The following is a 24,079-nucleotide window of genomic DNA, read 5'->3' on the forward strand; positions in this document are numbered from 1 at the left end:
CGGCGTCGCGGGGCACCGGGCCCGGCGTCAGTGTTCGAGGGCGGGGGTCCCGGGAGCCGGCAGCACGACGACGTCCTCGGCCCGGACGAAGTAGAACCGGTGGCCGAACTGGATCTGCCGGTACTCCTGGGTGCCCCGCACCACCTGGTGGCCGGCGGTGTCGAAGGTGACGGCGCGGTAGTACTCCCCGGCCACCTCCGGGCCGGCGGTGTAGACCTGTCCGGCGGGCAGCTGGTACTGCATCGGGGTGAGCGGCTGGGCCGGCACGCCCGCGGGGTAGGCGGCGGCCTCCGGGTAGGCGCGGCCGAAGACCGGGATCGAGGTGCGGCCCGGCGCCGGGGTGACCCGGACGTCCCGGCTGGGCAGCGCGGTGGGCGCCTGAGCGGGGTTGTGCAGCCACGCCTTCTGGCCGAGGTACCAGATCGCCGTCCAGTCGCCGCGGCGCTCGGCCACGGCGAAGTGCTGGCCGGTGGAGGCCCGGGCGCTGTGGTCGTGGACGCTCATGGTGGCGCCGCCGGGGCGCTTGCCGACGTCGGTGACCAGCGGCGCGTCGTGGCGTGGGGCGGTGCGCAGCAGCACGGAGCCGGAGCCCTGTTCGGGGCACGGGTCGAGTGGCCGCGCGGGGGCGCAGCCGGTGTAGGGGACGGTGTGGGTGGCGAAGTCGGGGAGGATGACGACGCTCCCCGAGTCGGCGGGGCCGGCGCGGTGGAGCGGCGCGCCGAGCAGGTCGAAGTAGTGCGCCCAGTCCCAGTACGGTCCGGGGTCCTCGTGCATGCCGGCGACGGTGGAGGGCGTGGTGCCGGGCACGTTGTCGTGGCCGACGATGTGCGCGCGGTCCAGCGGGATGTCGTGGGTGTGCGCGAGGTACCGGACCAGCCGGGCGGAGGCCCGGTACATGGCCTCGGTGTACCAGGCGCCGCCCTGGGCGAGGAAGCCCTCGTGTTCCAGGCCGATGGACTTCGCGTTGACGTACCAGTTGCCGGCGTGCCAGGCGACGTCCTCGGTGGGGACGTGCTGGGCGACGTGCCCGTCGCGGGAGCGCAGCGTGTAGTGCCAGCTGACGTACGCGGGGTCCTGGACCAGGCGAATCGTTCCGTCGTAGGAGGTCTCGGTGTCGTGGATGACGATGTGGGAGATCTTCTGGGATTCCGGCCGGTCGGCCTGGTCGTGGTTGCCGTAGTCGTCGCCGTCGAGCACCTGGTACGGCGCGGGGATCCACTCGCAGGGCAGGGTGGGCGGGCACTCGGTGGGGCCGGTGCGGCCGGCCGGGAGGTCGAGCGCGTCGAGCTGGGCGCGGTCCGGGGCCACTTCGGGGTGGGCGGGCAGGGTGACGGCGTGTCCGTCGTCGGTGGTGCGGGCGGCGCCGGCGCGGATGGTGGCGTAGACCTCGTCGGCGAACCAGCGGGCGGTGGGGGCGTCGGAGGCGCCCGCGTAGCGGGCCACCGCCGCGTACCACCGGCCGGGGTCGTCGCTGCCGGGCAGGCCGAGTTCGCGCTGGTGGTGGGCGAGGAGGGCGGCGCCGCCGAGGATGTTGGCGGCCGGGTCGGTGCGCAGCCGCTCGGGGGGCAGGCCGGTCAGCGTGGCGGCGGTCCGCAGGGTCGGTGGCACCTCGGCGGCGGTGTCGGCGCCGGCGGCCTCGGTGGTGCCGGTGGGGTCGGTGGTGCCGGTGGGTTGTTCGTCGGGCCGGAGGGGGCGGGCGTCGTCGCCGCGCGGGTCCTCCGCGCCGTCGTGGTGTCCGGTGGCGGCGAGCGCGGCGGCCGGGTCGGTCAGGTGCATCGGCCCGTAGCCGGCGTCGGTGCTGGGGGTGCCCTGGTGGGCGTCCCAGCGGGACTCCAGGTAGGCCACGCCGAGCAGCACCGCCGTGGGGACGCCGGTGGCGGCGGACGCCGCGGCGAAGTCGGCCTGCCGGCCCTCGGCCGGGGCGTTCTCCCCCGCCGGGCCGGGCGCGGTGCCGGCCGTGGCGGTGGAGCCGGGGGCGGCCAGGGCGGCGAGCGCGAGCAGGGCGGCGGCCAGGGTGGTCGCCGGGCGGCGGCGCCGGGCGTGCGGGGGCGAGCCGGTGGTGCGCGGGCGGGGGGCGGGTGGGCGCATCGGGCTCCTCGGGGGGTGGGCAGGGGTGGTCAGGCGTCCGCCTGGTGCGGGATGCCGCTGTGCCGTTCCTCGGCGAAGTGGCAGGCGCTGGGGTGGGCGGAGCCGTCCCGCGCGGTCAGCGCCGGCTCCTGGCGGGCGCACGGCTCCCGGGCCTTCCAGCAGCGGGTGCGGAAGCGGCAGCCGGAGGGCGGGTCGAGGGGGGAGGGCGGGTCGCCCTCCAGCACGATCTGCTCCTCCCAGCCGGGGGCGTCCGGGTCGGGGACGGGCACGGCGGACAGCAGCGCCTGGGTGTAGGGGTGGGTGGGGTGGTCGTAGATCCGGTCGGCGTCGCCGATCTCCACGATCCGGCCGAGGTACATGACGGCGACCCGGTCGGAGATGTGCCGGACGGCGGCGAGGTCGTGGGCGATGAAGACGTAGGACAGGCCGAGTTCCGCCTGGAGGTCGGCGAGCAGGTTCATCACCTGGGCCTGGACGGAGACGTCGAGGGCGGAGACCGGTTCGTCGCAGACCACCACGTCGGGGCGGAGCGCGAGGGCGCGGGCGATGCCGACGCGCTGCCGCTGGCCGCCGGAGAACTGGTGGGGGTAGCGGCCGGCGTGGTCCGGGTCGAGGCCGACGAGCTCCAGGAGTTCGCGGACCCGGGCGCGGCGCTGTCCCCGGGGGGCGACCTCCGGGTGGATCTCGAACGGTTCGCCGACGATGTCGGCGACGGTCATCCGGGGGTTGAGCGAGGTGTAGGGGTCCTGGAGCACCATCTGCACGCGGCGGCGCAGCGCGCGCAGTTCCCGCCTGCCCAGGGCGAAGACGTCGCGGCCGTCGAAGGTGACGGTGCCGGAGGTGGGCCGCTGGGCGGCGAGCAGCAGTCGGGCGAGGGTGGACTTGCCGCAGCCGGACTCGCCGACCAGGCCCAGGGTCTCCCCGCGGGCGAGGTCGAAGCTGACGCCGTCGACGGCCCGTACCCAGGCGGTGGGGCGGGCCAGCGGCAGGCCCTGGCGCACCGGGAAGTGCTTGACCAGGTCGTGGACCCGGAGGATGGGTGTGCCGGTCACGGTGCGGTCTCCTCGGCGAAGTGGCAGGCGGCCTGGCGGCCGGTGGGGGATCCGGCGGTGGCCGGGGCGCCGGGCGTGCCGGGCGTGCGCGACGGTGCGGCCGGGGCGGCGGGTCCGGGGCGCGGCGGTGCCAGGACGGGGCGGGTGTGGCGGCAGAGGTCGCGCGCCAGCGGGCAGCGCGGGGCGAAGGCGCAGCCGTCGGGGAGGGCGGCGGGGTTGGGCGGGCTGCCCTGGATGGGGCGCAGCGGGGCGGCGCCGCGGTCGAGGCGGGGGACGGAGGCGAGGAGGCCGCGGGTGTAGGGGTGGGCGGGGCGGTGGTAGAGGTCGCGGACCGGGGCGCGTTCGACGACCGAGCCGGCGTACATCACCAGGGCGTTGTCGGCGACGCGGGCGACCACGCCGAGGTCGTGGGTGATCAGGACGAGTCCCATGCGCATCTCGCGCTGGAGGTCGGCGAGGAGTCGCATGATCTGGGCCTGGACGGTGACGTCGAGGGCGGTGGTGGGTTCGTCGGCGATGAGGACGTCGGGTTCGAGCGCGAGGGCCATGGCGATCATGACGCGTTGCCGCATGCCGCCGGAGAACTCGTGGGGGTAGTGGCCGGCTCGCGCGCGGGCGGAGGGAATGCGCACCCGGTCCATGAGTTCCACGGCGCGGGCGCGGGCCTGTTTGCGGCTCATGCCCCGGTGGACCTCGAACATCTCGGCGATCTGGTCGCCGACCCGGTGGACGGGGTTGAGGGCGGAGAGGGCGTCCTGGAAGACCATGGCGATGGAGTCGCCGCGCAGGCGGCGGTGCTCCCGGTCGGGCAGGGTGAGCAGGTCGGTGCCGCGGAAGCGGATGGCGCCGCGGGTGACGCGGGCGGGCGGGCTGTCCAGGATGCCCATGACGGCCTGGGCGGCGACGCTCTTGCCGGAGCCGGACTCGCCGAGGATGGCGAGGGTCTCGCCGGCGTGCAGCCGGTAGGACAGTCCGTTCACGGCGTGGACGACGGTGCCGGTGAGCCGGTCGTGGAACTCCACGTGCAGGTCGTCGACGTCGAGCAGCGGCTCGCCGGAGCCGGTGGCTGCGGGCGCCTTGGGGGCGGTGGAGGGGGCCTCGGCGGGGGTGGGGGCGGGGGTGGGCTGGTTCACGGCGGTCACCGGAGTCGGGGGTCGAGGGCGTCGCGGACGGCGTCGCCGAGCAGCAGGAAGCTGAGCACGGTGGCGGTCAGGAAGAGCGCGGGGAAGGCCATCAGGTGGGGGGCGTCCACGAAGTACGCCTGGGCGGCGTTGAGCTGGAGTCCCCAGGAGACGGTGGGGTACTGGAGTCCGACGCCGAGGAAGTCGAGCGTGGCCTCGCCGGCGATGACGTTGCCGACGCCGAGCATGGCGAGCACGAGCACCGGGGCGACGGCGTTGGGCAGGATGTGCCGGAGCATGACGCGCAGGTCGGAGGCGCCGAGCAGCCGGGCGGCCTCGACGTAGTCGGCGTCCTTGACGGCGATCACCTGGGCCCGCATCATCCGGGTCATCGTGGTCCAGCCGAGGGCGACGAGCACCAGGCACATGGCGCCGATGCCGTGGTCGGGGAAGGCGACCAGGATGACCGTGGCGCCGAGGACGAACGGCAGGCCGAAGAAGACGTCGGTGACGCGGGCGACGAGCGCGTCGAGCCAGCCGCCGTAGTAGCCGGACAGGGTGCCGAGCACGATGGCGACGAGCAGGGCGAAGGCGGTGACGGCGACCCCGATGAGCAGGGTGGGGCGGGTGCCGTGGATGGTCTGGGCGAGGTAGTCGCAGCCCTGGACGTCGAAGCCGAAGGGGTGTCCGGCGGTCGGGCCGAGGCGGGAGTGGCTCAGGGAGCAGCCCTGGTTGGGGCCGAGGTCGGTGAACAGGCGGGGGAAGGCCGCCATGAGGCCGACGGTGAGCAGGATGAGCAGGGACGCCCAGAAGACGGGGCGGCGGCGCAGCGAGCGCCAGGCGTGGCCGCCGGGCGCCCGGCCGGGGGCGGGTGCGGGGCCGGCGGTGCCGGCGGCGGTGGCGGTGGCCTTGGTGGTGCCGGGGTCGGCGGGGGTGACCGGGGCCGGGAGCTGATCACTCATAGCGGATCCTCGGGTCGAGCAGGCCGTACAGGAGGTCGACCGCCAGGTTGACGAGGAGGAAGACCAGTACCAGGGCGGTGGTGACGCCCACCACGACGGGCCCCTCCTTGATCTGGATGGCTTGGAAGACGCCCTGTCCGATGCCGGGGAGGTTGAAGATGCCCTCGGTGACGATGGCGCCGGCCATCAGGTTGCCGAAGTCCACCCCGAGGAAGGTGACCACGGGGATGAGGGAGTTGCGCAGGGTGTGGCGGACGATGACGCGGTTCCTGGGGACGCCCTTGGCGTTGGCGGTGCGCACGTAGTCGGCGCGGAGGTTCTCCACCAGGGAGGTGCGGGTGAGCCGGGCGACGTAGGACAGGCCGAGGGAGCCGAGGACCATGCCGGGCAGCAGGTAGCTCACCGGCCAGCCGTCGCTGTCGCCGGCGACGGGGAACAGGCCCCACTCGACGCCGAGCAGCATCTGGGCGGTGTAGCCGACGACGTAGACCGGCAGGGCGATCAGCAGGGTGGTGCCGCCGAGGACGACGGTGTCGGCGAGGCGGCCGCGGTGCAGGCCGGCCCAGACGCCGAGGGCGATGCCGAGGAGGAGTTCGAAGATCCAGGCGGTGACGGCGAGCTGGGCGGTGACGGCCCAGCGGTCGGCCATGATGGCGGAGACGTCCTGGCCGGTGAAGGTCTCGCCGAGGTCGCCGCGCAGCACGACGCCGGCGAGGTACTTGCCGTACTGGACGACGAGCGGGTCGTCGAGGTTGTAGCGCTCGTGGAGTGCCTGGAGCACGGCCGGGGAGATGGGTTTGTCCCCGGCGAGGGCCCGGATCGGGTCCCCGGGGAGGGCGAACACCAGCGCGTAGATCAGGAAGGTCGTCCCGAAGAACACCGGGACGGCCTGGATCAGGCGCCGTGCCACGTAACGCCACATGCGTCTTGTGTCCCGTCGCTGTGCGGAGTCGGTCGGTGGGGGGCCGGGCGGTCGTCCGGCCGGTCGGCGGGCCGGCGCCCACACGCTGGTGAACGCCGGCGCCCGCGGTGCGGTGACGGTCTGCCGAGGGGGCTATCCGACGCTGACCCGTTCGAGGAGCAGCAGGCCGTTGTACTGGTTGACCGTCACGTCGGAGACGTTCTCGGAGTGGCCGATCTGGTCCTGCCAGTTCCACAGGGGGGTCATCGGCAGTTCGGCGATGGCGATGTCCTCGGCCCGCTGGTACAGCGGGATGCTGGCCTCGATCGATTCGGCGGAGCCCGCCTGCTGGATCAGGGCGTTGAACTCCTCGTTCTCCCAGCCCATGCGGTTGCCCGGGCCCCAGAGGTACTCCAGGTAGTTCTGGGCGGAGGGGTAGTCCATCTGCCAGTTGTTGCGGTAGGGGCCGTCCTGGGTCCGGTCCGCGAGGGTGGTGAGGTAGTCGGCGGCGGGCACCTTGCGGAACTGGACGTCGGCGATGCCGAGGTTGTCCTTCAGCTGGTTGGCGATGGCCTGCATCCACTGCTCGTAGGTGGGGTCCGCGTTGGAGAACCACAGGTTGAGGGTGCCGTCGAAGCCGCCGGCCTCGTCGAGGAGCTGCCTGGCGCGGGCCGGGTCGAAGGTGCAGGCCTCGCCGCAGGCGGTCTCCCGGTAGCCGGGGACGATGGGGGCGAGCAGCGAGGTGGCGGGGGCGTAGGCGCCGTTGTAGACGGCCTGGACGATGGCCTCGCGGTCGATGGCCATGGAGATGGCCCGGCGCAGCCGCGGGTCGGCGAAGCGCTCGTCGAAGGTGGGGAAGCCGAGGTAGTCCATGGAGCCGCTGGGCGCGGTGAGGAAGCGGTCGCCGAGCAGCCGGCTGGCCTCCGGGACGCGGGCGGCGGGGATGGAGGTGACCACGTCGACGCCGGACGCCTGCAGGTCGGTGAAGGCGGTGTCGGCGCTGGCGTAGATGATGAACTCGACGCCGTCGGCCTTGGCGGGGCGGGGGCCGGCGTAGTCCTCGTAGCGCCGCAGGGTGATGCCCTCGTTGTGCCGCCACTCGCCGTCCATGGCGAAGGGGCCGTTGCCGACGGGGGCCTGGTCGAAGGCCTCGGGGTCCTCGAAGGCGGCGGAGGGCAGCGGGGCGAAGCCGGTGTAGGCCAGGGTGATGGGGTACTGGCTGAACGGGGCGGTCAGGGTGATCCGCAGGGTGGTGTCGTCGACCACCTCCAGGCCGCTGAGGGTGTCGGCGGTGGGCGGGGGGGCCTCCTGGGGGCCGTCGCCGTCGGGGTCCTCGGGGTTGAGCGCGTCGTAGCCCTCGACGTTCGCGAAGTAGTAGTTGTTGGCCCATCCGTTGGGCCCGTAGGCGGCGGCGTTCCAGGCGTCGGCGAAGGACCGGGCGGTGACCGCCTCTCCGTCGTGGAAGGTCTGGCCGGGGCGGACCTTGAGCGTCCACACCCGTTGGTCCTCGGAGGTGAGGGACTCCGCGGCGAGGTGGACGACCTCGCCGGTGGCCGGGTCGAGCGTCACCGGGGGGTCGAACAGGCCCTGCAGCACCTTGAAGGAGTAGGCGCTGGTGGTGTTGCCCGGGGTGAGGTGGTCGGGCTCGGTCAGGGCGACGGAGAAGGTGCCGCCTGGCTGCCCGCCCTCCCCGTCTCCTCCGCCGCACCCGGTCAGCAGCAGCGCGGCGGCGAGGGCGCCGGCGAGGAGTCGGGCACCGCCTGGGACGCTTTTCATGTATCTCCTTCAACGGCCTTCAGGCGTCGGTCGACACCCGTGGCGGGAGGCCTCGCGGCCGGCCCGGGTTTCAACACGACAGGCCCGACGTGAATTCACCGGATCGAAACACGCATTTCCCTGGTCTTTTCCTGGCAAAATCCGGGCGCCGAACCGCCCGAATGCCGCAAGGGGGCGTTCGCGCAGGCCACCGCCGTGCCGCCGGTGGAAGACCCATACCAGCGGCGCTTCTCGCGACCAGTAGATTCTGGCCGCGGCGGCACGGTCGTAAACAGGCCGTTCGGGTCGTTGACACACCGTCACCCGGCGCCCTACCGTCCAAAGAGGTTCGCTTCCTCGGACTCACTGACAGGGAGCTGCATGTCCGCTCGCCGCCGGCGCCTCCGCGGTCTCGTACTCGCCCTCCTCTCACTCACCGCGGTGCTCACCGCTCCCCCGGCCGCGGTGGCCGCCGAACGGGCGAAGCCCGAGCGGAGCCGGGTCGTCTTCCACCGGTGGACCGACCGGGCGGACTTCGCGGTGGGCGCCCACGCCGGCACGGTGCCGGGCGACAGCCTGAGGGTGGCCGCGCCGGTCGGGACCACCACGTACACCGATCCCCACGGCGGGACCACACGGACCTGGGAGTACGCGCGCTACACCACGGCCGAGCGGACCGTCGGGTTCCGCGCCACGGAGCTGGTGGCGTCCTGGACCGCCGACACCCCGCCGGGGACCTGGCTCCAGGTGGAGATGCGGGGGCGCACCCACACCGGCACGCTGACCGCGTGGTACGTGATGGGCCGCTGGGCCTCCGGCGACCGGGACGTCCACCGCACCTCGGTCGACGGCCAGGGTGACGCGGACGGCACGGTCGCCGTCGACACCTTCGTGGCCGCGGCGGGGCGCGCGCTGACCGCCTACCAGCTGCGCGTCACGCTCCACCGGGCCCCCGGGCAGGCGGCGTGGCCGGCGGTGCGCTCGCTGGGCGCCATGGCGTCCGCGGTGGCGGACCGCGCCACCGTCCCGGCCAGCCCGGGCGGTGTGGCCTGGGGCGTCGAGCTGGACGTCCCGCGCCGCTCCCAGGAGATCCACCTGGGCGAGTACCCGGAGTACGACGGCGGCGGCGAGGCCTGGTGCAGCCCCACCTCCACCACGATGGTGATGGAGTACTGGGGACGGGGCCCCAGCGAGCGGGACCTGGCCTGGGTGGATCCGTCCGTCGTCGACCCGCAGGTGGACCACGCGGCACGGTTCACCTACGACTACGGCTACCAGGGGACCGGCAACTGGCCGTTCAACACCGCCTACGCCGGCACCTACGGGCTGGAGGGCTTCGTGACCCGGTTGCGGTCGCTGACCGAGCTGGAGCGGTTCATCGCCGCGGGGATCCCGGTCATCACCTCGCAGTCCTTCGCCGAGGGGGAGCTGCCGGGCGCCGGCTACGGCACGGACGGGCACCTGATGGTGGTCGTCGGCTTCACCGAGGACGGCGACGTGATCGCCAACGACCCGTACTCGGACACCAACGAGCAGGTGCGGCGGGTCTATCCGCGGGCCGCCTTCGAGAACGTCTGGCAGCGCGCCTCCAGCAGCGGCGGCGTCGTCTACGTCATCCACCCGGCGGGCGTGCCGCTGCCGGCCCACCCGCCGGGCGCGGGCGGCAACTGGTAGCGGTGGGCGGCGCCGTTCCGTCACCGGGCCCCCACGCTGGGTTCACTTATTGTTGGTGGCATGTCAGTTCGGCGTCCCTAGGGTGCGGTGCGCGCGACCCGCCGTCCGACCGGCCGGCGGGTGACCACGACACCCGTGAGGTTCCCGTGGAACGACGTACCTTCCTTCGCGGCACGGTCATCGCCGGCGGCAGCGCCGCGTTCGGCGGCTCGCTGTGGCGCGGCGCCGCGGTCGCGGCCCCCGCCCAGCCCGGCGCGAGCCCGTACGGAGCGCTGGGGGCGGCGGACGCGAACGGCATCCAGCTGCCCAGCGGCTTCACCAGCCGGGTCATCGCCCGCACCGGCCAGCGCGTCGCCGGCACCTCCTACACCTGGCACCCGGCCCCGGACGGCGGCGCCTGCTACGCCGACGGCACCGGCTGGATCTACGTGTCCAACTCGGAGGTGTCGACGACCGGCGGGGCGGGCGCGGTCCGCTTCGACTCCTCGGGCGGCATCACCGGGGCCTACCGGATCCTGGACGGCACCAACGTCAACTGCGCGGGCGGCGCCACCCCGTGGCGGACCTGGCTGTCCTGCGAGGAGGTCAGCCTCGGCTACGTCTACGAGACCGACCCGTGGGGCGTCAACGCGGCCGTGCGCCGCCCCGCCATGGGGCGGTTCAAGCACGAGGCCGCCGCGGTGGACCCGGTGCGCCGGGTGGTCTACCTCACCGAGGACGAGACCGACGGCTGCTTCTACCGCTTCGTCCCGACGACCTGGGGCGACCTGTCCAGCGGCCGGCTGGAGGTCATGGTCGGCGGCTCCGGCACCTCGGGACCGGTGTCCTGGACCGCCGTTCCGGACCCGGACGGCTCGCCGACCGTGACCCGGCGCCAGGTGTCCTCCGCGAAGCGGTTCAACGGCGGCGAGGGCTGCTACTACGCCGACGGCACCTGCTGGTTCACCACCAAGGGCGACGGACGGGTGTGGGCCTACGACGCGGTCTCCTCCAGCATCTCCCTGGCCTACGACGACTCCCTGGTGACCTCCGGGACCCCGCCGCTGACCGGCGTGGACAACGTCACCGGCTCCTCCTCCGGCGACCTGTTCGTCGCCGAGGACGGCGGCAACATGGAGATCTGCGTGATCACGCCGGAGGGCGTGGTCGCGCCCTTCCTGCGGGTCAACGGGCAGTCCTCCTCGGAGATCACCGGCCCGGCCTTCTCCCCGGACGGCGGCCGGCTGTACTTCTCCAGCCAGCGCGGCACCAGCGGCAGCTCCTCCGGCGGCATCACCTACGAGGTGACCGGCCCGTTCCGCGGCTGACGCCCCGCTCCGCTCCCCCGCCGGCGCCGCGCGGGCGGCGGCCTAGGCCGCGGGGACGGCGCGGACCACCAGGGTCTGCGGGTAGCGGCCCCGCTGGTGGTCGTAGGTGCCCGCGCAGGTGATCAGCACCAGGGCGGCGGGGCCGTCGGTGGCGAAGACCTCCGCGGGCAGGGCGTCGCTGGGATGGAGCTCCCGCTCCCGCACCCGGTAGTCGAAGACCCTGCCGTCCAGGGCCGTCACGGTGACCGGCGTCCCCTCCGTCACCCGGTACAGCTCCGCGAAGACCCCCCGGGGCGAGGTCGGGGTGTCGACGTGGCCCACCAGGACGACGGTGCCCCGGTCCGCGCCGGGGGCGGCGCCGAGGGCCCACCACCCCACGGTGGACTCCCGCGCCGGCACCTCCATCGCCCCGCCCGGCCCGACGGCCACCGGCCGCACCGCGGCCGGCGCCACCACCCCCGGGACCGCCACCCGGACCGGGACGGCGGGCGCCGGCGCGGCCGGCGGGGGTGGCGCCCACAGCGACGCCCAGCCGCCCTGGGGCACCGGTGCGGCGGGCGCCGTGCCCGCCGCACCGGTGAGGGGGGCCGGCGCACCGGTGGGCGTCCCCGGCTCCGGGGGCGCGGTCGGCGCGCCGCCGAAGGCCTGCGGCGCCACCAGCGCCAGGCCGAGGCCGGCCAGGGCTGCCGTGCGCCCGGCGGCCGTGGTCCGCCGGATCACCGCTCGCGGTCACCACCGGTCGGTCGCGGACGGCCCGCGCCCGCGTCCAGCGGGGTCGCGTAGCGCCGGCGCAGCAGGACGGCGCAGCCGCTGCCGACGGCCAGGCCGAGCGCCACCAGGGCGGCGGCCGGGCTGGGGTGGCCGGTGCCCGTGGTGACGGCGTCCCCGCCGGCGTCGCCGGTCCCGTAGCCGGCCGGGACCTCGGCCGGCACCTGACCGCCGGCCAGGTCGCGCAGCATCGCCAGGTGGGTCTCCACGATGGGCATGCTGCCGCTGGCCAGGTCGATGACCATCGGGGCGCTGCCCTCGGCGATCTCGGTGCGGCGCAGGGCGAGGGCGTTCTCGTGGGCGGTGATCATCGCGGCCGTCCACGCCTGGTCGTAGGCCTCACCGGTGTGCGACTCCACCTCGCGCAGGGTCTCCTGCTGCTCGGGGGTGGGCGCGTCGGGCAGGGCGACGCCTAGTTCGCCGGCCGTCTGGACCACCTCCGCGTCCATCGCGGTGTGGTCGTCCAGCAGCGTCCGCGCGATGTCGAGGAGCGCCGGGTTCGCGGAGCGGGCCAGGGCGCTGTTGGCGGCGGCGATCTCCGCCAGGTTGCTCTGGTGGGCGGACATCAGGAAGGTGCGGTCCTGCTCGTTGACTCCGGCGGTGGCTGAGGCGGCACGGGTCGCCGGCTCGCGCGGCGGGGTGCTCGCGGCGGCGACCGCCGACGGGCCGGTGGCGCTCATCAGGACGGCCGCCGCGGCGAGCACGGTGACGGTCGGGCAGGGGCGTAGAGGCTTCACATCGACTCCAGGGTCCGGGTGACCACCGGTGCGGGCGCTTCCCCCGCGGGGCACGGTGGATCGCGCGGCCCACCGCCGATGCTGTCCAGGCCACCGGCCCCCTGCCACAGCTGCGCGGCCGTACGGGGGAACGGGGAGCCTGGTGACCCGTCGGACGGGCGAACCGGGGCGCGCCGGGGCGGGCCGCCGTCCGCGCGCGGGCCGCACGGCCCGCCCCTGTGTCTAGCCGGCGCGGCCCGCCGTTCCCGGTGCGGCGGGCAGGTCCTCGACCCGGGCCTCGAAGAGTCCGAGGCGGCGCTCGACGCGGTAGCCGAGCGCCGCGGCCACCGCTCGGGCCGGGGCGTTCTCGTCCGCCACCACGGCGACCAGCTGCCGCAGCTCCGGGTGGTGGGCGCGCAGCAGGCGGACCATGTGCCACTGGACGGCGCGGCCGAGGCCGCGCCCGCGGTGGGCCGGGGCGACGCCGGTGTCGGACTGCCGGGCGCGGGGCGCGTCGGAGGTGGGCAGGACGACCTCGGTGTAGGCGGCCACCGCGCCGTCCGGGGCGATGATGGCCACGGTGCGCAGCGACTGGCCGCGGCGGCGGCAGACGGTGGCCAGCTCCCGCACCGCGGCGACGTCCCAGTCCGGTGGGCGCTCGGCCCGCCGGCCGGTGGGTGCCTGCGCCATGGCCCGCCGGACCTCGGCGAAGGCCGCCGCGTGCCGGGGCGGCACCGGCCCGTCCCAGGTGGTGAGGGTGTGTCCGGGGGGCAGCTCGGCGGCCTGGTCGGGGCCGGCTCCGGGCGCGGCCGCGTCGGCCGGCGGGACCACGTCGGGGAGGTCCAGGACGTATCCGGTGAGCGGCAGCGCGAGGTGGAAGCCGTGTGCGCGGCCGAACGCGGCCCCCGGGCCGTCGGCGTCGACCAGCGCGGTCACGGTGCGCCGGCCTGCTGCCTCGCAGGTGGCGCGGACGGCGGCCAGCAGGGCGACGCCGTGGCCGCGGCGGCGGTGCTCGGGGTCCACGGTGAGCCGGCACAGCCGGGCTACCTCCCGGTTCGCCGGGTCGGTGAACAGCCGGACGGCGGCCACGCCGGCGAAGGCCGGCGCGGCCGACCGCAGCAGCACCTGTTCGCTGCGCGGTGCCGGAACCCGCATCCGGGCGGCGGTCTCCGCGCGGTGCGGCTCCGGGACGCCCGGCAGGTCGTGGCGGTGTGCGCGGACGACGGTGGCGTGCCAGGCGTCGACGGCGTCGGGGGCGCAGGTCCCCGGCAAGGGCGTGATGGACGGCATTGGCGCGCAGATTATCGCCACGCGCGTGGCCGCGTGCCGCGATTCACCCGCAGGGATCCGCATAGAGACCGTGTCGTGACCGTCCGTCATGTGCACGGCATGGCAGTGGTCTTGGCGTCAGCGGCGGGCGGCGGACGGGCGGCCGGCCAGGACACCGTGGGCCAGCCGCCGCACGGCGCGTTCGATCTCCCCAGGGGTCAGGTGGGCGTAGCCCAGCACGACCCGCCACGGCCCGTCGTCACCGGGCGGTGGGGCGCCGGCGTGCCGGTAGTCGGCCAGCGGGTGCAGCCGGACGCCGGAGCGGGCCGCGCCGTCCAGCATCGCGGCGCGGCGGGTGGGGCCGCCCGGGAACTCCACCACCGCGTGCAGTCCGGCGGCGACCCCGCTGACCCGCGCGTCGGGGAAGTGCCGCTCCAGCGCCGCCACCAGGACGTCGCGGCGCTGCCGGTAGGCGCGCTGGCAGCGCCGCAGGTGGCGGTCGTAGCCGCCGCCGCGGATCAGGTCGGCGAGGGCAGCCTGGTCCGGCACGGGGTTGCCGAGGTCGGTCAGCCGTTTGACGGCGACGACCTCCTCCCGCAGGTCCGGTGGGGCGACCAGCCAGCCCAGGCGCAGCCCGGGGGCCAGCGACTTGCTCACCGAGCCGGTGTAGGCCACGTGCTCCGGGTCCAGTCCCTGGAGGGCGCCGACGGGTTCCCGGTCGTAGCGGAAGTCGCCGTCGTAGTCGTCCTCCACGACCAGCCCGGCGCGGGCCCGCGCCCAGTCCAGCAGGGCGGCGCGGGCGGGCGGCGGGTAGGCGATGCCGGTGGGGAACTGGTGGGCGGGGGTGACCACGGCGACGCGGGCCGGGCCCGCGGCGAGCGCCGCGACGTCGATGCCGTCGTGGTGCACCGGCACGGGCACCGTGCGCAGTCCGGCCAGGGCGAGCAGGCCGTGTTCGGGTGGGCTGCCGGGGTCCTCGACGGCGACGGCGCGGTGGCCGCGGTCGCGCAGCACCCTCGCGAGCAGGGCCAGGGCCTGGGCGACGCCCGAGCAGACCACGAGGTCGTCGGGGCGCACCGCGACTCCGCGGCGCCGGACGAGGAGGTCGGCGAGGGCCGCGCGGAGTTCGGGCAGGCCACGCGGGTCGGGATAGCCGAGGTGCTGGTGGACCAGCCGGTCCAGGACGCGTCGCTGCGCGGCGGCCCACGCCGTGCGGGGGAACAGCCGCAGGTCCGGCAGGCCGGGCCGCAGGTCCACGGGGGGCGGGCCGGTGGTGGGCGGGGGCCCGGCGGGCGTCTCGCCCGGGTGGGGGCGGGGGCGGACGCGTGGGGTGGCCACCCAGGTGCCGGCGCCCTGGCGGCTGACCAGGTATCCCTCGGCGTGCAGCTGGGCGTACGCCTCGGTCACCAGCCCGCGGGAGACGCCGAGGTCGCGGGCGAGGTCGCGGCTGGACGGCATCCGGGTGCCGGGCGGCAGGCTGCCGCCGCGCACGGCCTCGCGCAGCGCGGCGCGCAGCAGCCTGCCCCGGCCCCGCGCGGGGGCGGCGCCCACCGGCAGGAGCAGCTCCCAGGCCGCGGTGGTCCACGAAACGTCCATGGGAATGGACCTTAAAGGGGGCCACCGCGCCGCCTAGCGTCGGCCCGGTGACGCACTCGCAGACGCTTCCGTCCCAGACGCCCCCGCCCGCTCCGCGCTCCGCCGGTGCCCGGCCCCGGGGGCCGCTCCGGCTGCCCGGCACGGTGCTGGCGGCCACCGCCACCTTGATCGTCGGCCTGTCGTTCGTCGCCAACAGCCTCCTGGCGCACTATCCGTACCTGGGCGGGCAGGCGGTGCGGTACGCGGTGGCGGCGGTGCTGCTCAGCCTGCTGGTGCGGCGCGCCGGCCCGGGACGGGTGCCGCGGGTCCGGCTGGGGGCGCGCCGCTGGCTCCGGCTGGCGCTGCTGGCGGCCACCGGGATGGTGGGGTTCAACGTGGCGATCCTCGCGGCGGAGCGGACGGCGGAGCCGGCGGTGCCGGGGGTGGTGGTGGGCTGCGCCCCGCTGGTGATCGCCGTGGTGGCGCCGTTGCTGGAGCGGCGGCGGCCCTCGCCGCGGCTGGTCGGGGCGGCGGCGCTGGTGGTGGCCGGGGCGGCGGTCGTGCAGGGGTTCGGGCGGACCGACGCGGCGGGTTTCGGGTACTCGCTGCTCGCGCTGGCCGGCGAGGTGGCGTTCGCGCTGGTCGCCGTGCCGCTGCTGCCGCCGCTGGGGCCGTTGCGGCTGTCGGCGCTGGCCTGCTGGCTGGCGGCGGCCGAGGCCGCCGTGCTGGGGGTGCTGGTGGACGGGGCGGCGGTGCTGCGGCTGCCGACCGGGGTGGAGACGGCGGCCCTGGCCTGGCAGGCGGTGGTGGTCACGGTGGTGGGTTTCGTGTTCTGGTACGCGGGCGTGCAGCGGATCGGGGCGGAGCGCGCGGGCCTGTTCTCCGGGCTGATCCCGGTCTCGGCGGTGCTCGCGGCGCCGCTGGTGGGGACCGGGACGCTGGGCCCGGCCCAGGTGGTGGGCGGGGTGCTGGTGGCGCTGGGGGTGTGCGCGGGGGCGTCGGCCCCTCGCCCGGGCGGGCCCCGCCGGGGCGGCGGGACGGGCCGGGGCGGCGCGGGTGGCCGTGCGGCGGGTCAACTTCGTTGAACCGGCGCCGTTCGCTCGGCGGGCCTGAGCACACTCGGCCGGCCGGGGCCGCTTGGGTCGCGGTTCGGGTGGCAACCGCGAGCTCGGGGAGGGGTGGCAGCCGAGGAGAGGTCGGAGGTGACGGTCATGGCGGACCAGGGGGCCCGGGTCAGCACGGCGCTGGTCACCGGCGCGTCCGGTGGCATCGGGGAGGTGTACGCGGACCGGCTCGCCGGGCGGGGCCACGACCTGGTGCTGGTGGCCCGGGACGCCGGGCGGCTGCGGGAGGTGGCCGGGCGGGTGCGCGAGCGCGCCTCGGTCACGGTGGAGGTCCTGCCGGCCGACCTGTCCGACCGCGCGGGCGTCGCCGCGGTGGCCGAGCGGGCCGGCGCGGAGGACGTGGAGCTGCTGGTGAACAACGCCGGGATCAACGGGTACGGGCCGTTCACCGAGGTCTCGCCGCTGGTGCTGGAGCAGGTCCTGGTGGTCAACGCGCTGGCGCCGACGCTGCTGGCCCGGGCGGCCGTGCCCGGCATGGTGGCCAGGCGGCGGGGCGCGGTGATCAACGTGGCCTCGCTGCTGGCCTTCTCCTCGGCGGTGCCGCCCGATCCGCTGCCGCACCGCGCCGCCTACGTGGGGACCAAGTCGTACCTGGTGGCGCTGACCCGCACGCTGGCGGCGGAGCTGGCGGGCAGCGGGGTCGCGCTCCAGGTGTGCTGCCCGGGGCTGACGGCCACGGACTTCCACCGGGTCCAGGGCGTGCCGGTCGGCCGGCCGGGGACGGCGGCGTACCGCGCGGGCCCGCGCGGCATGGACCCGGCCGACGTGGTGACCGCCTCGCTGGCCGCCCTGGACAGCGGCGAGGTGGTGTGCGTGCCCGGGTTGGACGAGACGGTGACGCTCACGGAGCTGGAGCAGAGCGAGGCCCGCATCCGCGGGGCGAGCGGACCGGTGCTGGCCGACCGCTACCGCCCCTGACCACCGTCCGTGAGCGCCCGGTCGCGCGGGAACGGGCGGCTGTCGGTGGCGGGGTGGATGATCGGGGCGACGGCGTCGGAGGCGTCGCGCGGAAGGCGAGGAGCGGGTGGGGAAGATGACCAGGATCACCCTGACACGGGGGGACATCACCGAGCAGCACGTCGACGCGGTGGTGAACGCCGCGAACTCCTCCCTCCTGGGCGGCGGGGGCGTGGACGGGGCGATCCACCGCCGGGGCGGCCCGGAGATCCTGGCGGAGTGCCGCCGGCTGCGGGCCGGGGACTACGGCAAGGGGCTGCCGACCGGTCAGGCGGTGGCCACGACGGCGGGTCGGCTCCCGGCCCGGTGGGTGATCCACACGGTCGGGCCGGTCTACTCCGTCTCCCGGGACCGCTCCGGCGAGCTGGCCGACTGCTACCGCTCCTCGCTACGGGTGGCGGACGAGCTGGGAGCGCGCACGGTGGCCTTCCCGGCCGTCTCGACCGGGGTGTACGGCTGGCCGATGGACGATGCCGCACGGATCGCGCTGGCCACCGTGCGCGCCACCCCCACCGAGGTGTCCGAGGTCCGCTTCGTGCTCTTCGGCGAGGAGGCGTACCGGGCGTTCGCGGCCGCCCTGGCCGAGGCGGAGGGCTCCGCCCAGGGCTGAGCACGCGATATTCCGGTTGCCGAACGGGGGCGCCGAGTGGTGTCCTCGGCCGGTGTCCACACACCTTCCGGCCATCGAACATTTGACCGAATGGAAGTCTGCTCAAATTTGTACATCAGCCATCGAGCAGGGCATACTGTGTGACGAACGACGAGCGGCAAGCGGGGGGAAGGACATGCTGACGGGACGGCTCCGCGGGAGCACCGCCGGCCACCGCGCCTGATCCGCGCGAATCCGAGGGCGTGGCCCAGCACGACCGGTTCGGGTCGCCGGCACTCCCCATCCCTCTCCCCCATCTCCGCTCTCCACCTCTGCGTACCGCCCGGACAGCGCCGTCACGGGCGGTTCTGGCCGTCTCGACACTCCCGTCCCGGAGGCTCCACCCATGACCTCGTCCACCCCTGCCGTGGCGGACGCACCGTCCACGGACGGTGACGCGTCCACGCCCGCCCCGCGCATCGGCTGGATCTTCACCTCGCTGCTGCTGGTGATGCTGCTGGCCTCCCTGGACCAGACCATCGTCTCCACGGCGCTGCCCACCATCGTCGGCGAGCTCGACGGCCTGGAGCAGATGGCCTGGGTGATCACCGCGTACACCCTCGCGCTGAGCATCGGCATGCCGGTGTACGGCAAGATCGGCGACCTCATAGGCCGGAAGACCCTGTTCCTGGTCGCCATCGCCCTGTTCGTCGGCGGTTCGGCCCTGTGCGGCATCTCCCCGGGCATCATCGAGCTGATCGTCTTCCGCTTCATCCAGGGCCTGGGCGGCGCCGGACTGATGATCATGTCCCAGACGATCATCGCCGACGTCGTGCCGCCGCGGGACCGCGCCAAGTACATGGCGCCGATGGGAGCCGTCTTCGGCCTGTCCGCCATCGTCGGACCGCTGCTCGGCGGCTGGCTCACCGACAACATCGGCTGGCGGTGGGTGTTCTGGATCAACCTCCCGCTCGGCCTGCTGGCCTTCGCGGTCGCCGCGATCACCATCCACCTGCCCAAGCGGCGCAACACCGCGCCGATCGACTACCTGGGCATCGCGCTGATGGCGGCGGCGGTGACCTGCCTGGTCCTCGCCACCAGCTGGGGCGGCACCGAGTACGCCTGGGGCTCGCCGACCATCCTCGGCCTGCTCGCCGCCACCGCGCTGCTCAGCGCGCTCTTCGTGCTCGTCGAGCTGCGCGCGGCCGAGCCGCTGATCCCGATGCGGCTGTTCCGCAACAGCGTGTTCACCGTCTGCACCGTGCTCGGCCTGTTCATCGGCGCGGGCATGTTCAGCGCCATCGGATACGTGCCGACCTACCTGCAGATGGTCTACTCCGTCAGCTCCACCGAGTCCGGGCTGCTGCTGCTCCCCATGGTCGCCGGCATGCTCGTCTTCGGTACCGCCTCCGGCCAGTACACCACCCGCACCGGCCGCTACAAGGCGCTGCCGATCGTGGGCAGCGCCGTCACGGCCGGCGGCCTGGTGCTGCTGTCGACCGCGGACGTCGACAGCCCGCTGTGGGTGGTCTGCCTGTCCGTCGGCATCATGGGCGGCGGCATCGGCCTGTTCTTCCAGACCATCATCGTGGCCGTGCAGAACGCCGTGCACCCGCGCGAGATCGGCACCGCCACCTCGGCGAACAGCTTCTTCCGGGAGATCGGCGTCACGGTCGGCGTGTCCGTCCTGGGCGCGGTCTTCAGCGGTCGGCTCACCGACCGGCTCACCGAGGTCCTGCCCAGCGGGGCGGCCGGCGCCGAGCTGCCGTCCAGCAGCTCGCTGACCCCCGAACTGGTCCGCTCGCTGCCCACGGAGGTCCGCGACGGCGTGGTGCTCTCCTACGTCGAGTCGCTGACCCCGCTGTTCCTGTGGATGGCGCCGCTGTTCCTGGTCGCCATGGTGCTGGGCTTCTTCCTCCGGGAGGTGCCGCTGACCACCGGCGCGCCGACCCCCGAGGGCGCCGAACCCGAGGACGCCCCCACCCCGGCCGGGGCGGCCAAGGACGCCCCCACCACCGCGGACGCCCCGGGCGGCCCGGAGGCCACCCGGCCGGTTCCGCAGCCCGCCGGCAGGGACTGACCCCCGGCCGCGCGGCGGCGGCCGGCCGGAGCCGGGTGGACGGGCAGGCGCCCGTCCCCCGGCTCCGGCCGTTCCCGCCCCCGGCGAACCGCCGCGCGGGCGCGCGACTACATTCTTGTGGTGACGCGCCCGGCGGGGACGCGCCTGCTGAGGCGGCCCGCCGCGCGTGACGGCACGCCGCGGACGGAGCCCACGCGGCCGACCGACTGGAGGAGAACGCCCGCATGGCCGCGCCGGACGACCCACCGACCACTCCGCCGCCGGCGACCGGCCCGCTGCGGCTGGTCACCGTGGGATTCGAGTCGCACAGCGCCCTGGCCCTGCGCCAGGGGGTCGAACTGCTCGGTGACGCGGCCCTGGAGTGGACCCCGCTGGGCCGCTCCGTGCTCGGTGAACCGGACGGCCCGCGACGGCTGGCCCGAGCCCTCCAGGACGCCGACGTCCTGATGGTGCACGGCCTGCACGACCCCGCCGACGCCGCCCGGCTGCGCGCCGAGGTCGAGGCGCGCCCCACCCTCCAGCTCGTGCCGGTGCCGCCGAACTCCACCGAACTGCTCGGCGCGGCCCGCCTCGGCGACTTCGACGCCGCCGCACCGCGTTCCCGCGGCGCGCTGGCCGCGGCCGCGGGCGCCGCCGCGAGGACCGGCCGGCCCGTGCCCCCACGCCCCGTGCCGGTGCTCCAGGCACTGGGGCGGCTCGCCGGCGCGCTGCCCCCAGAGGCCGGCGACCTGCGCCACCTGGCGCACGTGGTCGAGGCGTTCCACCACCTGTCCCCGCACAACGCGGCGCACGCCCTGCGGGTGCTGCGGCACGTCCTGCGCCCGGACGGCACCCCGGACCCGGGCCGGGCCCAGCCGCTGCCGCGCGGCGGCTTCTGGCACCCGGCGGTGGGCGTGCACGCCACCTGGGCCGCCTTCGACTCCGCCCGGGCCGCCGCCCGGGCCGAGGAGCGGACCGGGAGGGGACCGAGCCCCGACGGGGCAGCCCCCCGCGTGCTGCTCACCGTCTTCCCCGCCCAGGTCACCTCCGGGAACGACGCGCACCTGCGGGAGCTGGTGCGGCGCCTGGAAGGCGAGGGGCTGGAGGTGGTCGGCTGGCTGGGCACCCTGGACTCCCTCGGCGAGCACGCCGAGGTGGCCGCCCTGCCCGGGGTCGAGCTGTGGATCAACGCCACCGGCTTCACCCTCACCGGCTCCCACGGCCGGCCGAACACCGAGGCCGACGTCGAGCTGCTCAGCCGGCGGGACACCCCGCACCTGGCGCCGGTGCCGCTCTTCCTGCAGACCATCGACGCCTGGCGGGCCGCGCCGGCCGGCCTGACCCCGGCCCAGGTGGCGATGCAGGTCGCCATCCCCGAGCTGGAGGGCGGCGTGGCGCCGCTGGTCCTCGCCGGACGCGACGCCGCCAGCGACGCGATGCTCCCGGTGGCGGCGAACGTCGAGCGCGTCGCCCGGCTGGCCCGCCGCACCGTCACGCTGCGCCGCGCCGCCAACGCGGACAAGCGCGTCGCCGTGGTGCTCTTCGGCTACCCGCCCGACCAGGGCTCGGTGGGCTCCGCCGCCCACCTGGACGTGTGGGCGTCCCTGCACCACGTGCTGCGCCGGATGCGCGAGGCCGGCTACACGGTGGACGTGCCGGCCACCCCGGAGGACCTGCTGGAGCGGGTGGTGCACGCGGACGGCGGCGGCGAGCGCACCACCACCCGGGTGCACGAGCGCTACCGGGCGGCCGAGTACGTCCGCGACGCCGGCCGGGCGACCACCGACCGGGTGGCCCGGTTCTGGGGGCGCCCGCCGGGCGAGCTGGACTCCGACGGCGTGTCGGTGGACATCCGCGGCGTGCGGCTGGGCAACGTCTTCGTCGGCGTGCAGCCGTCCTCCGGCTACGAGGGCGACCCGATGGGGCTGCTGTTCACGCCGGACGCCTCCCCCAGCCACAGCTTCACCGCGTTCTACACCTGGATCCGCGAACGCTTCGACCCGCACGCCCTGGTGCACTTCGGCACCCACGGCGCGCTGGAGTTCATGCCCGGCAAACAGGTCGGCCTGGACCCCGAGGACTGGCCGTCGCTGCTGGTCGGCGACGTGCCGCACTTCTACCTCTACTGCGTCAACAACCCCTCCGAGGGCACCATCGCCAAGCGGCGCTCGGCCGCGACGCTGATCAGCCACCTCACGCCGCCGCTGGACCGGGCCGGCCTGTACGGCGCCCTCGCCGACCTCGACGACGAGGTGCGCCGGGCCCGCCAGGCGCTGGCCGCGGGAGACGTGGACGCGGCCCGGCTGGACTCGGTGCGCGCCCTGGTCGAGCGGGCGGACCTGCGGGTGGAGGGCCCGTCGGAGCACCAGGACCCGGCCGGCTGGCTGGGCGCGGTCGGCCGCGCCACCGACGAGGTGCGCCGGACGCTGATCCCGGTCGGCCTGCACCGGCTCGGCTCCGGCGTCCACGGCGCCGCCGCCCGGGTCACGCTGCGGGCGGCCTGCGACCACGCGCGCCCGGACCGCGACCTGCCCTCGCTCACCGAGGCGCTGGAGCGGGAGCTGACCGGCGGGACGCCGCTGGAGGAGCTGCCCCCGGAGGACCCGGGCCGCACCGAGGTCGAACGGCTCCTCGACGCGGTGGTGGACGCCGTGCTCACCCCGGCCGAGCCCGGCCCGCCCGCGGACGTCGCCCGGCCCGCCGAGACCACCCCGCCCGCCACCTCGGACGCCGCCGCTCCGGACGCCGACGGGCCGGGGCCGCTGCCAGCGCTGCCGGTTCCGGCCGCCGTGGCCCAGGGGTGGGCGCGGTTCCTCGGCGAGATGCGCGACCGACTGGCCGCCGACGAGGAGACCACCGCCTGGCTGCGCGCCCTGGAGGGCCGCTACCTGCGCCCGGCGCCCGGCGGAGAGCCCTCCCGGCACCTGGACGCTCTGCCCACCGGCCGCAACACGCACGCCCTGGACCCGCAGCGGGTCCCCGGCCCGGCCGCCTGGCGGCGCGGCCGGCGCACCGCCGAGGCCCTGCTGGAACGCGCCCGCGAGGCCGAGGGCCGGTGGCCGGAGACCGTGGCGTTGGTGCTGTGGGGCGTGGACAACGTCAAGAACGGCGGCGAGGGCGTCGCCCAGGTCCTCGCCCTGCTCGGGGTGGAACCGGTGGCCGAGCCCTCCGGACGGGTCTCGCGCTTCCGGATCCTCCCGGCCGAGGAGCTCGGCCGGCCCCGGGTGGACGTGGTCTGCACGCTCTCCGGCGTCTTCCGCGACCTCTTCCCCACCACGATCGAGCTGATCGACCAGGCCGTGAAGGCGGTCGCGCTCCTGGAGGAGGAGCCGGCCGAGGTCAACCCGGTGCGCGCGCACGCCCTGCGGCAGGCCGCCGAACTCGGCATCGGCGTCGAGGAGGCGGCCACCCGGATCTGGTCGGCGGCGCCCGGCCAGTACGGCTCCGGGGTCAACCACGTGGTGGACGCCTCGGCCTGGGACGAGGAGGCCGACCTCGGCGAGGTCTACCTGCGCCGGATGGGGCACGCCTGGGGGCGCGGCGTCGCCGGCCGCCCGGGCCAGCGGCTGCTGCGGTCCACGCTGGCCACGGCGACCGTCACGTTCCAGAACATCGACTCGGCGGAGACCTCGCTGGCCGACGTCGACCACTACTACGAGTACCTGGGCGGCGTCACCGCCGCCGTGGCCGCCGCCTCCGGGGCCCGCCCGCGCGCCCTGGTCGCCGACTCCCACGCGGCCCGGCCCACCGTGCGCGACCTGGACGCGGCGATGGCCCTGGAGGCGCGGACCCGCCTGCTCAACCCCCGCTGGTACGAGGCGCAGCTGGCCCACGGCTACCAGGGCGTGCACAACGTCACCACGCGGCTGGAGAACACCTTCGGCATGCAGGCCACCACGGGGGCCGTCGAGGGGTGGGTGTTCACCCGGGCCGCGCACACCTTCCTCTTCGACGACGCCCTGCGGGAGCGGATGGCCAAGCTGAACCCGGCCGCCGTCAAGCGCTTCGCGGACCGGCTGGTGGAGGCGCGCGAGCGCGGGCTGTGGGAGCCCGACGCCGAGGACTCGGCACGCCTCGACGACCTCGCCGACCGGCTCGACGACCTGGTGGAGGGCGTCGGATGAGGCCGCCCGCCCTCGGCCGGGCGGCCGCACCGCCGCCG

General features: G+C 75.6%; 17 protein-coding genes. 7 read left to right on the plus strand and 10 right to left on the minus strand.

Features of this window, described 5'->3' with window-relative positions:
• Window positions 1-27: 27 nt before the first annotated feature.
• The 6 genes from FHU37_RS08655 to FHU37_RS08680 all read right to left on the minus strand — a co-directional run bounded on the left by FHU37_RS08655 (window position 28) and on the right by FHU37_RS08680 (window position 7,900).
• Window positions 28-2,088: an N-acetylmuramoyl-L-alanine amidase gene (locus tag FHU37_RS08655; RefSeq protein WP_179813630.1), complete on the minus strand. Its 2,061-nt coding sequence runs from the start codon at window positions 2,086-2,088 to the stop codon at window positions 28-30.
• Between the two features lie 29 nt (window positions 2,089-2,117).
• Window positions 2,118-3,140, minus strand: coding sequence for an ABC transporter ATP-binding protein (locus tag FHU37_RS08660; protein WP_312892501.1), 1,023 nt, complete (start codon window positions 3,138-3,140; stop codon window positions 2,118-2,120).
• Complete coding sequence (locus tag FHU37_RS08665) at window positions 3,137-4,282, minus strand: ABC transporter ATP-binding protein (protein WP_179813631.1); 1,146 nt, start codon at window positions 4,280-4,282, stop codon at window positions 3,137-3,139. Before FHU37_RS08665 ends, FHU37_RS08660 begins: the two co-directional genes overlap by 4 nt.
• Window positions 4,279-5,223, minus strand: a complete 945-nt coding sequence (locus tag FHU37_RS08670; RefSeq protein WP_179813632.1) for an ABC transporter permease — start codon at window positions 5,221-5,223, stop codon at window positions 4,279-4,281. Before FHU37_RS08670 ends, FHU37_RS08665 begins: the two co-directional genes overlap by 4 nt.
• Complete coding sequence (locus tag FHU37_RS08675; RefSeq protein WP_312892502.1) at window positions 5,216-6,133, minus strand: ABC transporter permease; 918 nt, start codon at window positions 6,131-6,133, stop codon at window positions 5,216-5,218. The genes FHU37_RS08670 and FHU37_RS08675 overlap by 8 nt, the downstream gene beginning before the upstream one ends.
• Before the next feature lie 144 nt (window positions 6,134-6,277).
• Entirely contained in the window at window positions 6,278-7,900 is a 1,623-nt protein-coding gene (locus FHU37_RS08680; protein ID WP_179813634.1) for a peptide ABC transporter substrate-binding protein, read from the minus strand.
• A gap of 360 nt (window positions 7,901-8,260) precedes the next feature.
• Here FHU37_RS08680 and FHU37_RS08685 point away from each other — a divergent pair, with 360 nt between their 5' ends.
• A complete protein-coding gene (locus FHU37_RS08685; protein ID WP_179813635.1) occupies window positions 8,261-9,553 on the plus strand; it encodes a C39 family peptidase in 1,293 nt (430 codons plus the stop codon).
• 146 nt (window positions 9,554-9,699) lie between these two features.
• A complete protein-coding gene (locus tag FHU37_RS08690; RefSeq protein ID WP_179813636.1) occupies window positions 9,700-10,860 on the plus strand; it encodes an alkaline phosphatase PhoX in 1,161 nt (386 codons plus the stop codon).
• Between the two features lie 42 nt (window positions 10,861-10,902).
• Here FHU37_RS08690 and FHU37_RS27915 read toward each other — a convergent pair whose 3' ends face one another.
• The 4 genes from FHU37_RS27915 to pdxR all read right to left on the minus strand — a co-directional run bounded on the left by FHU37_RS27915 (window position 10,903) and on the right by pdxR (window position 15,209).
• The gene (locus tag FHU37_RS27915) at window positions 10,903-11,580 is read right to left on the minus strand and encodes a class F sortase (protein WP_179813637.1); all 678 of its coding nucleotides are present in this window, start codon (window positions 11,578-11,580) and stop codon (window positions 10,903-10,905) included.
• The gene (locus FHU37_RS08700) at window positions 11,577-12,365 is read right to left on the minus strand and encodes a DUF4142 domain-containing protein (protein WP_179813638.1); all 789 of its coding nucleotides are present in this window, start codon (window positions 12,363-12,365) and stop codon (window positions 11,577-11,579) included. Before FHU37_RS08700 ends, FHU37_RS27915 begins: the two co-directional genes overlap by 4 nt.
• A 222-nt stretch (window positions 12,366-12,587) precedes the next feature.
• On the minus strand, window positions 12,588-13,634 hold the full coding sequence (locus FHU37_RS08705) for a GNAT family N-acetyltransferase (RefSeq protein ID WP_179813639.1): 1,047 nt from the start codon (window positions 13,632-13,634) through the stop codon (window positions 12,588-12,590).
• 117 nt (window positions 13,635-13,751) lie between these two features.
• Window positions 13,752-15,209: a MocR-like pyridoxine biosynthesis transcription factor PdxR gene (pdxR, locus tag FHU37_RS08710; protein ID WP_179813640.1), complete on the minus strand. Its 1,458-nt coding sequence runs from the start codon at window positions 15,207-15,209 to the stop codon at window positions 13,752-13,754.
• Window positions 15,210-15,256: 47 nt separating this feature from the next.
• Here pdxR and FHU37_RS08715 point away from each other — a divergent pair, with 47 nt between their 5' ends.
• The 5 genes from FHU37_RS08715 to bchH all read left to right on the plus strand — a co-directional run bounded on the left by FHU37_RS08715 (window position 15,257) and on the right by bchH (window position 24,041).
• Window positions 15,257-16,273 (plus strand): DMT family transporter, encoded by a 1,017-nt coding sequence (locus FHU37_RS08715; RefSeq protein ID WP_376773912.1) that lies wholly within the window; start codon window positions 15,257-15,259, stop codon window positions 16,271-16,273.
• A 126-nt stretch (window positions 16,274-16,399) separates the two neighbouring features.
• Complete coding sequence (locus FHU37_RS08720; RefSeq protein WP_179813641.1) at window positions 16,400-17,230, plus strand: SDR family NAD(P)-dependent oxidoreductase; 831 nt, start codon at window positions 16,400-16,402, stop codon at window positions 17,228-17,230.
• A 115-nt stretch (window positions 17,231-17,345) separates the two neighbouring features.
• The gene (locus FHU37_RS08725) at window positions 17,346-17,879 is read left to right on the plus strand and encodes an O-acetyl-ADP-ribose deacetylase (protein ID WP_179813642.1); all 534 of its coding nucleotides are present in this window, start codon (window positions 17,346-17,348) and stop codon (window positions 17,877-17,879) included.
• A 385-nt stretch (window positions 17,880-18,264) separates the two neighbouring features.
• Complete coding sequence (locus FHU37_RS08730; RefSeq protein WP_179813643.1) at window positions 18,265-19,938, plus strand: MDR family MFS transporter; 1,674 nt, start codon at window positions 18,265-18,267, stop codon at window positions 19,936-19,938.
• 224 nt (window positions 19,939-20,162) lie between these two features.
• The gene (gene bchH / locus FHU37_RS08735) at window positions 20,163-24,041 is read left to right on the plus strand and encodes a magnesium chelatase subunit H (RefSeq protein ID WP_179813644.1); all 3,879 of its coding nucleotides are present in this window, start codon (window positions 20,163-20,165) and stop codon (window positions 24,039-24,041) included.
• Window positions 24,042-24,079 lie beyond the last annotated feature (38 nt).

The sequence above is a fragment of the Allostreptomyces psammosilenae genome, from assembly GCF_013407765.1.
Classification (GTDB): Bacteria; Actinomycetota; Actinomycetes; order Streptomycetales; family Streptomycetaceae; genus Allostreptomyces; species Allostreptomyces psammosilenae.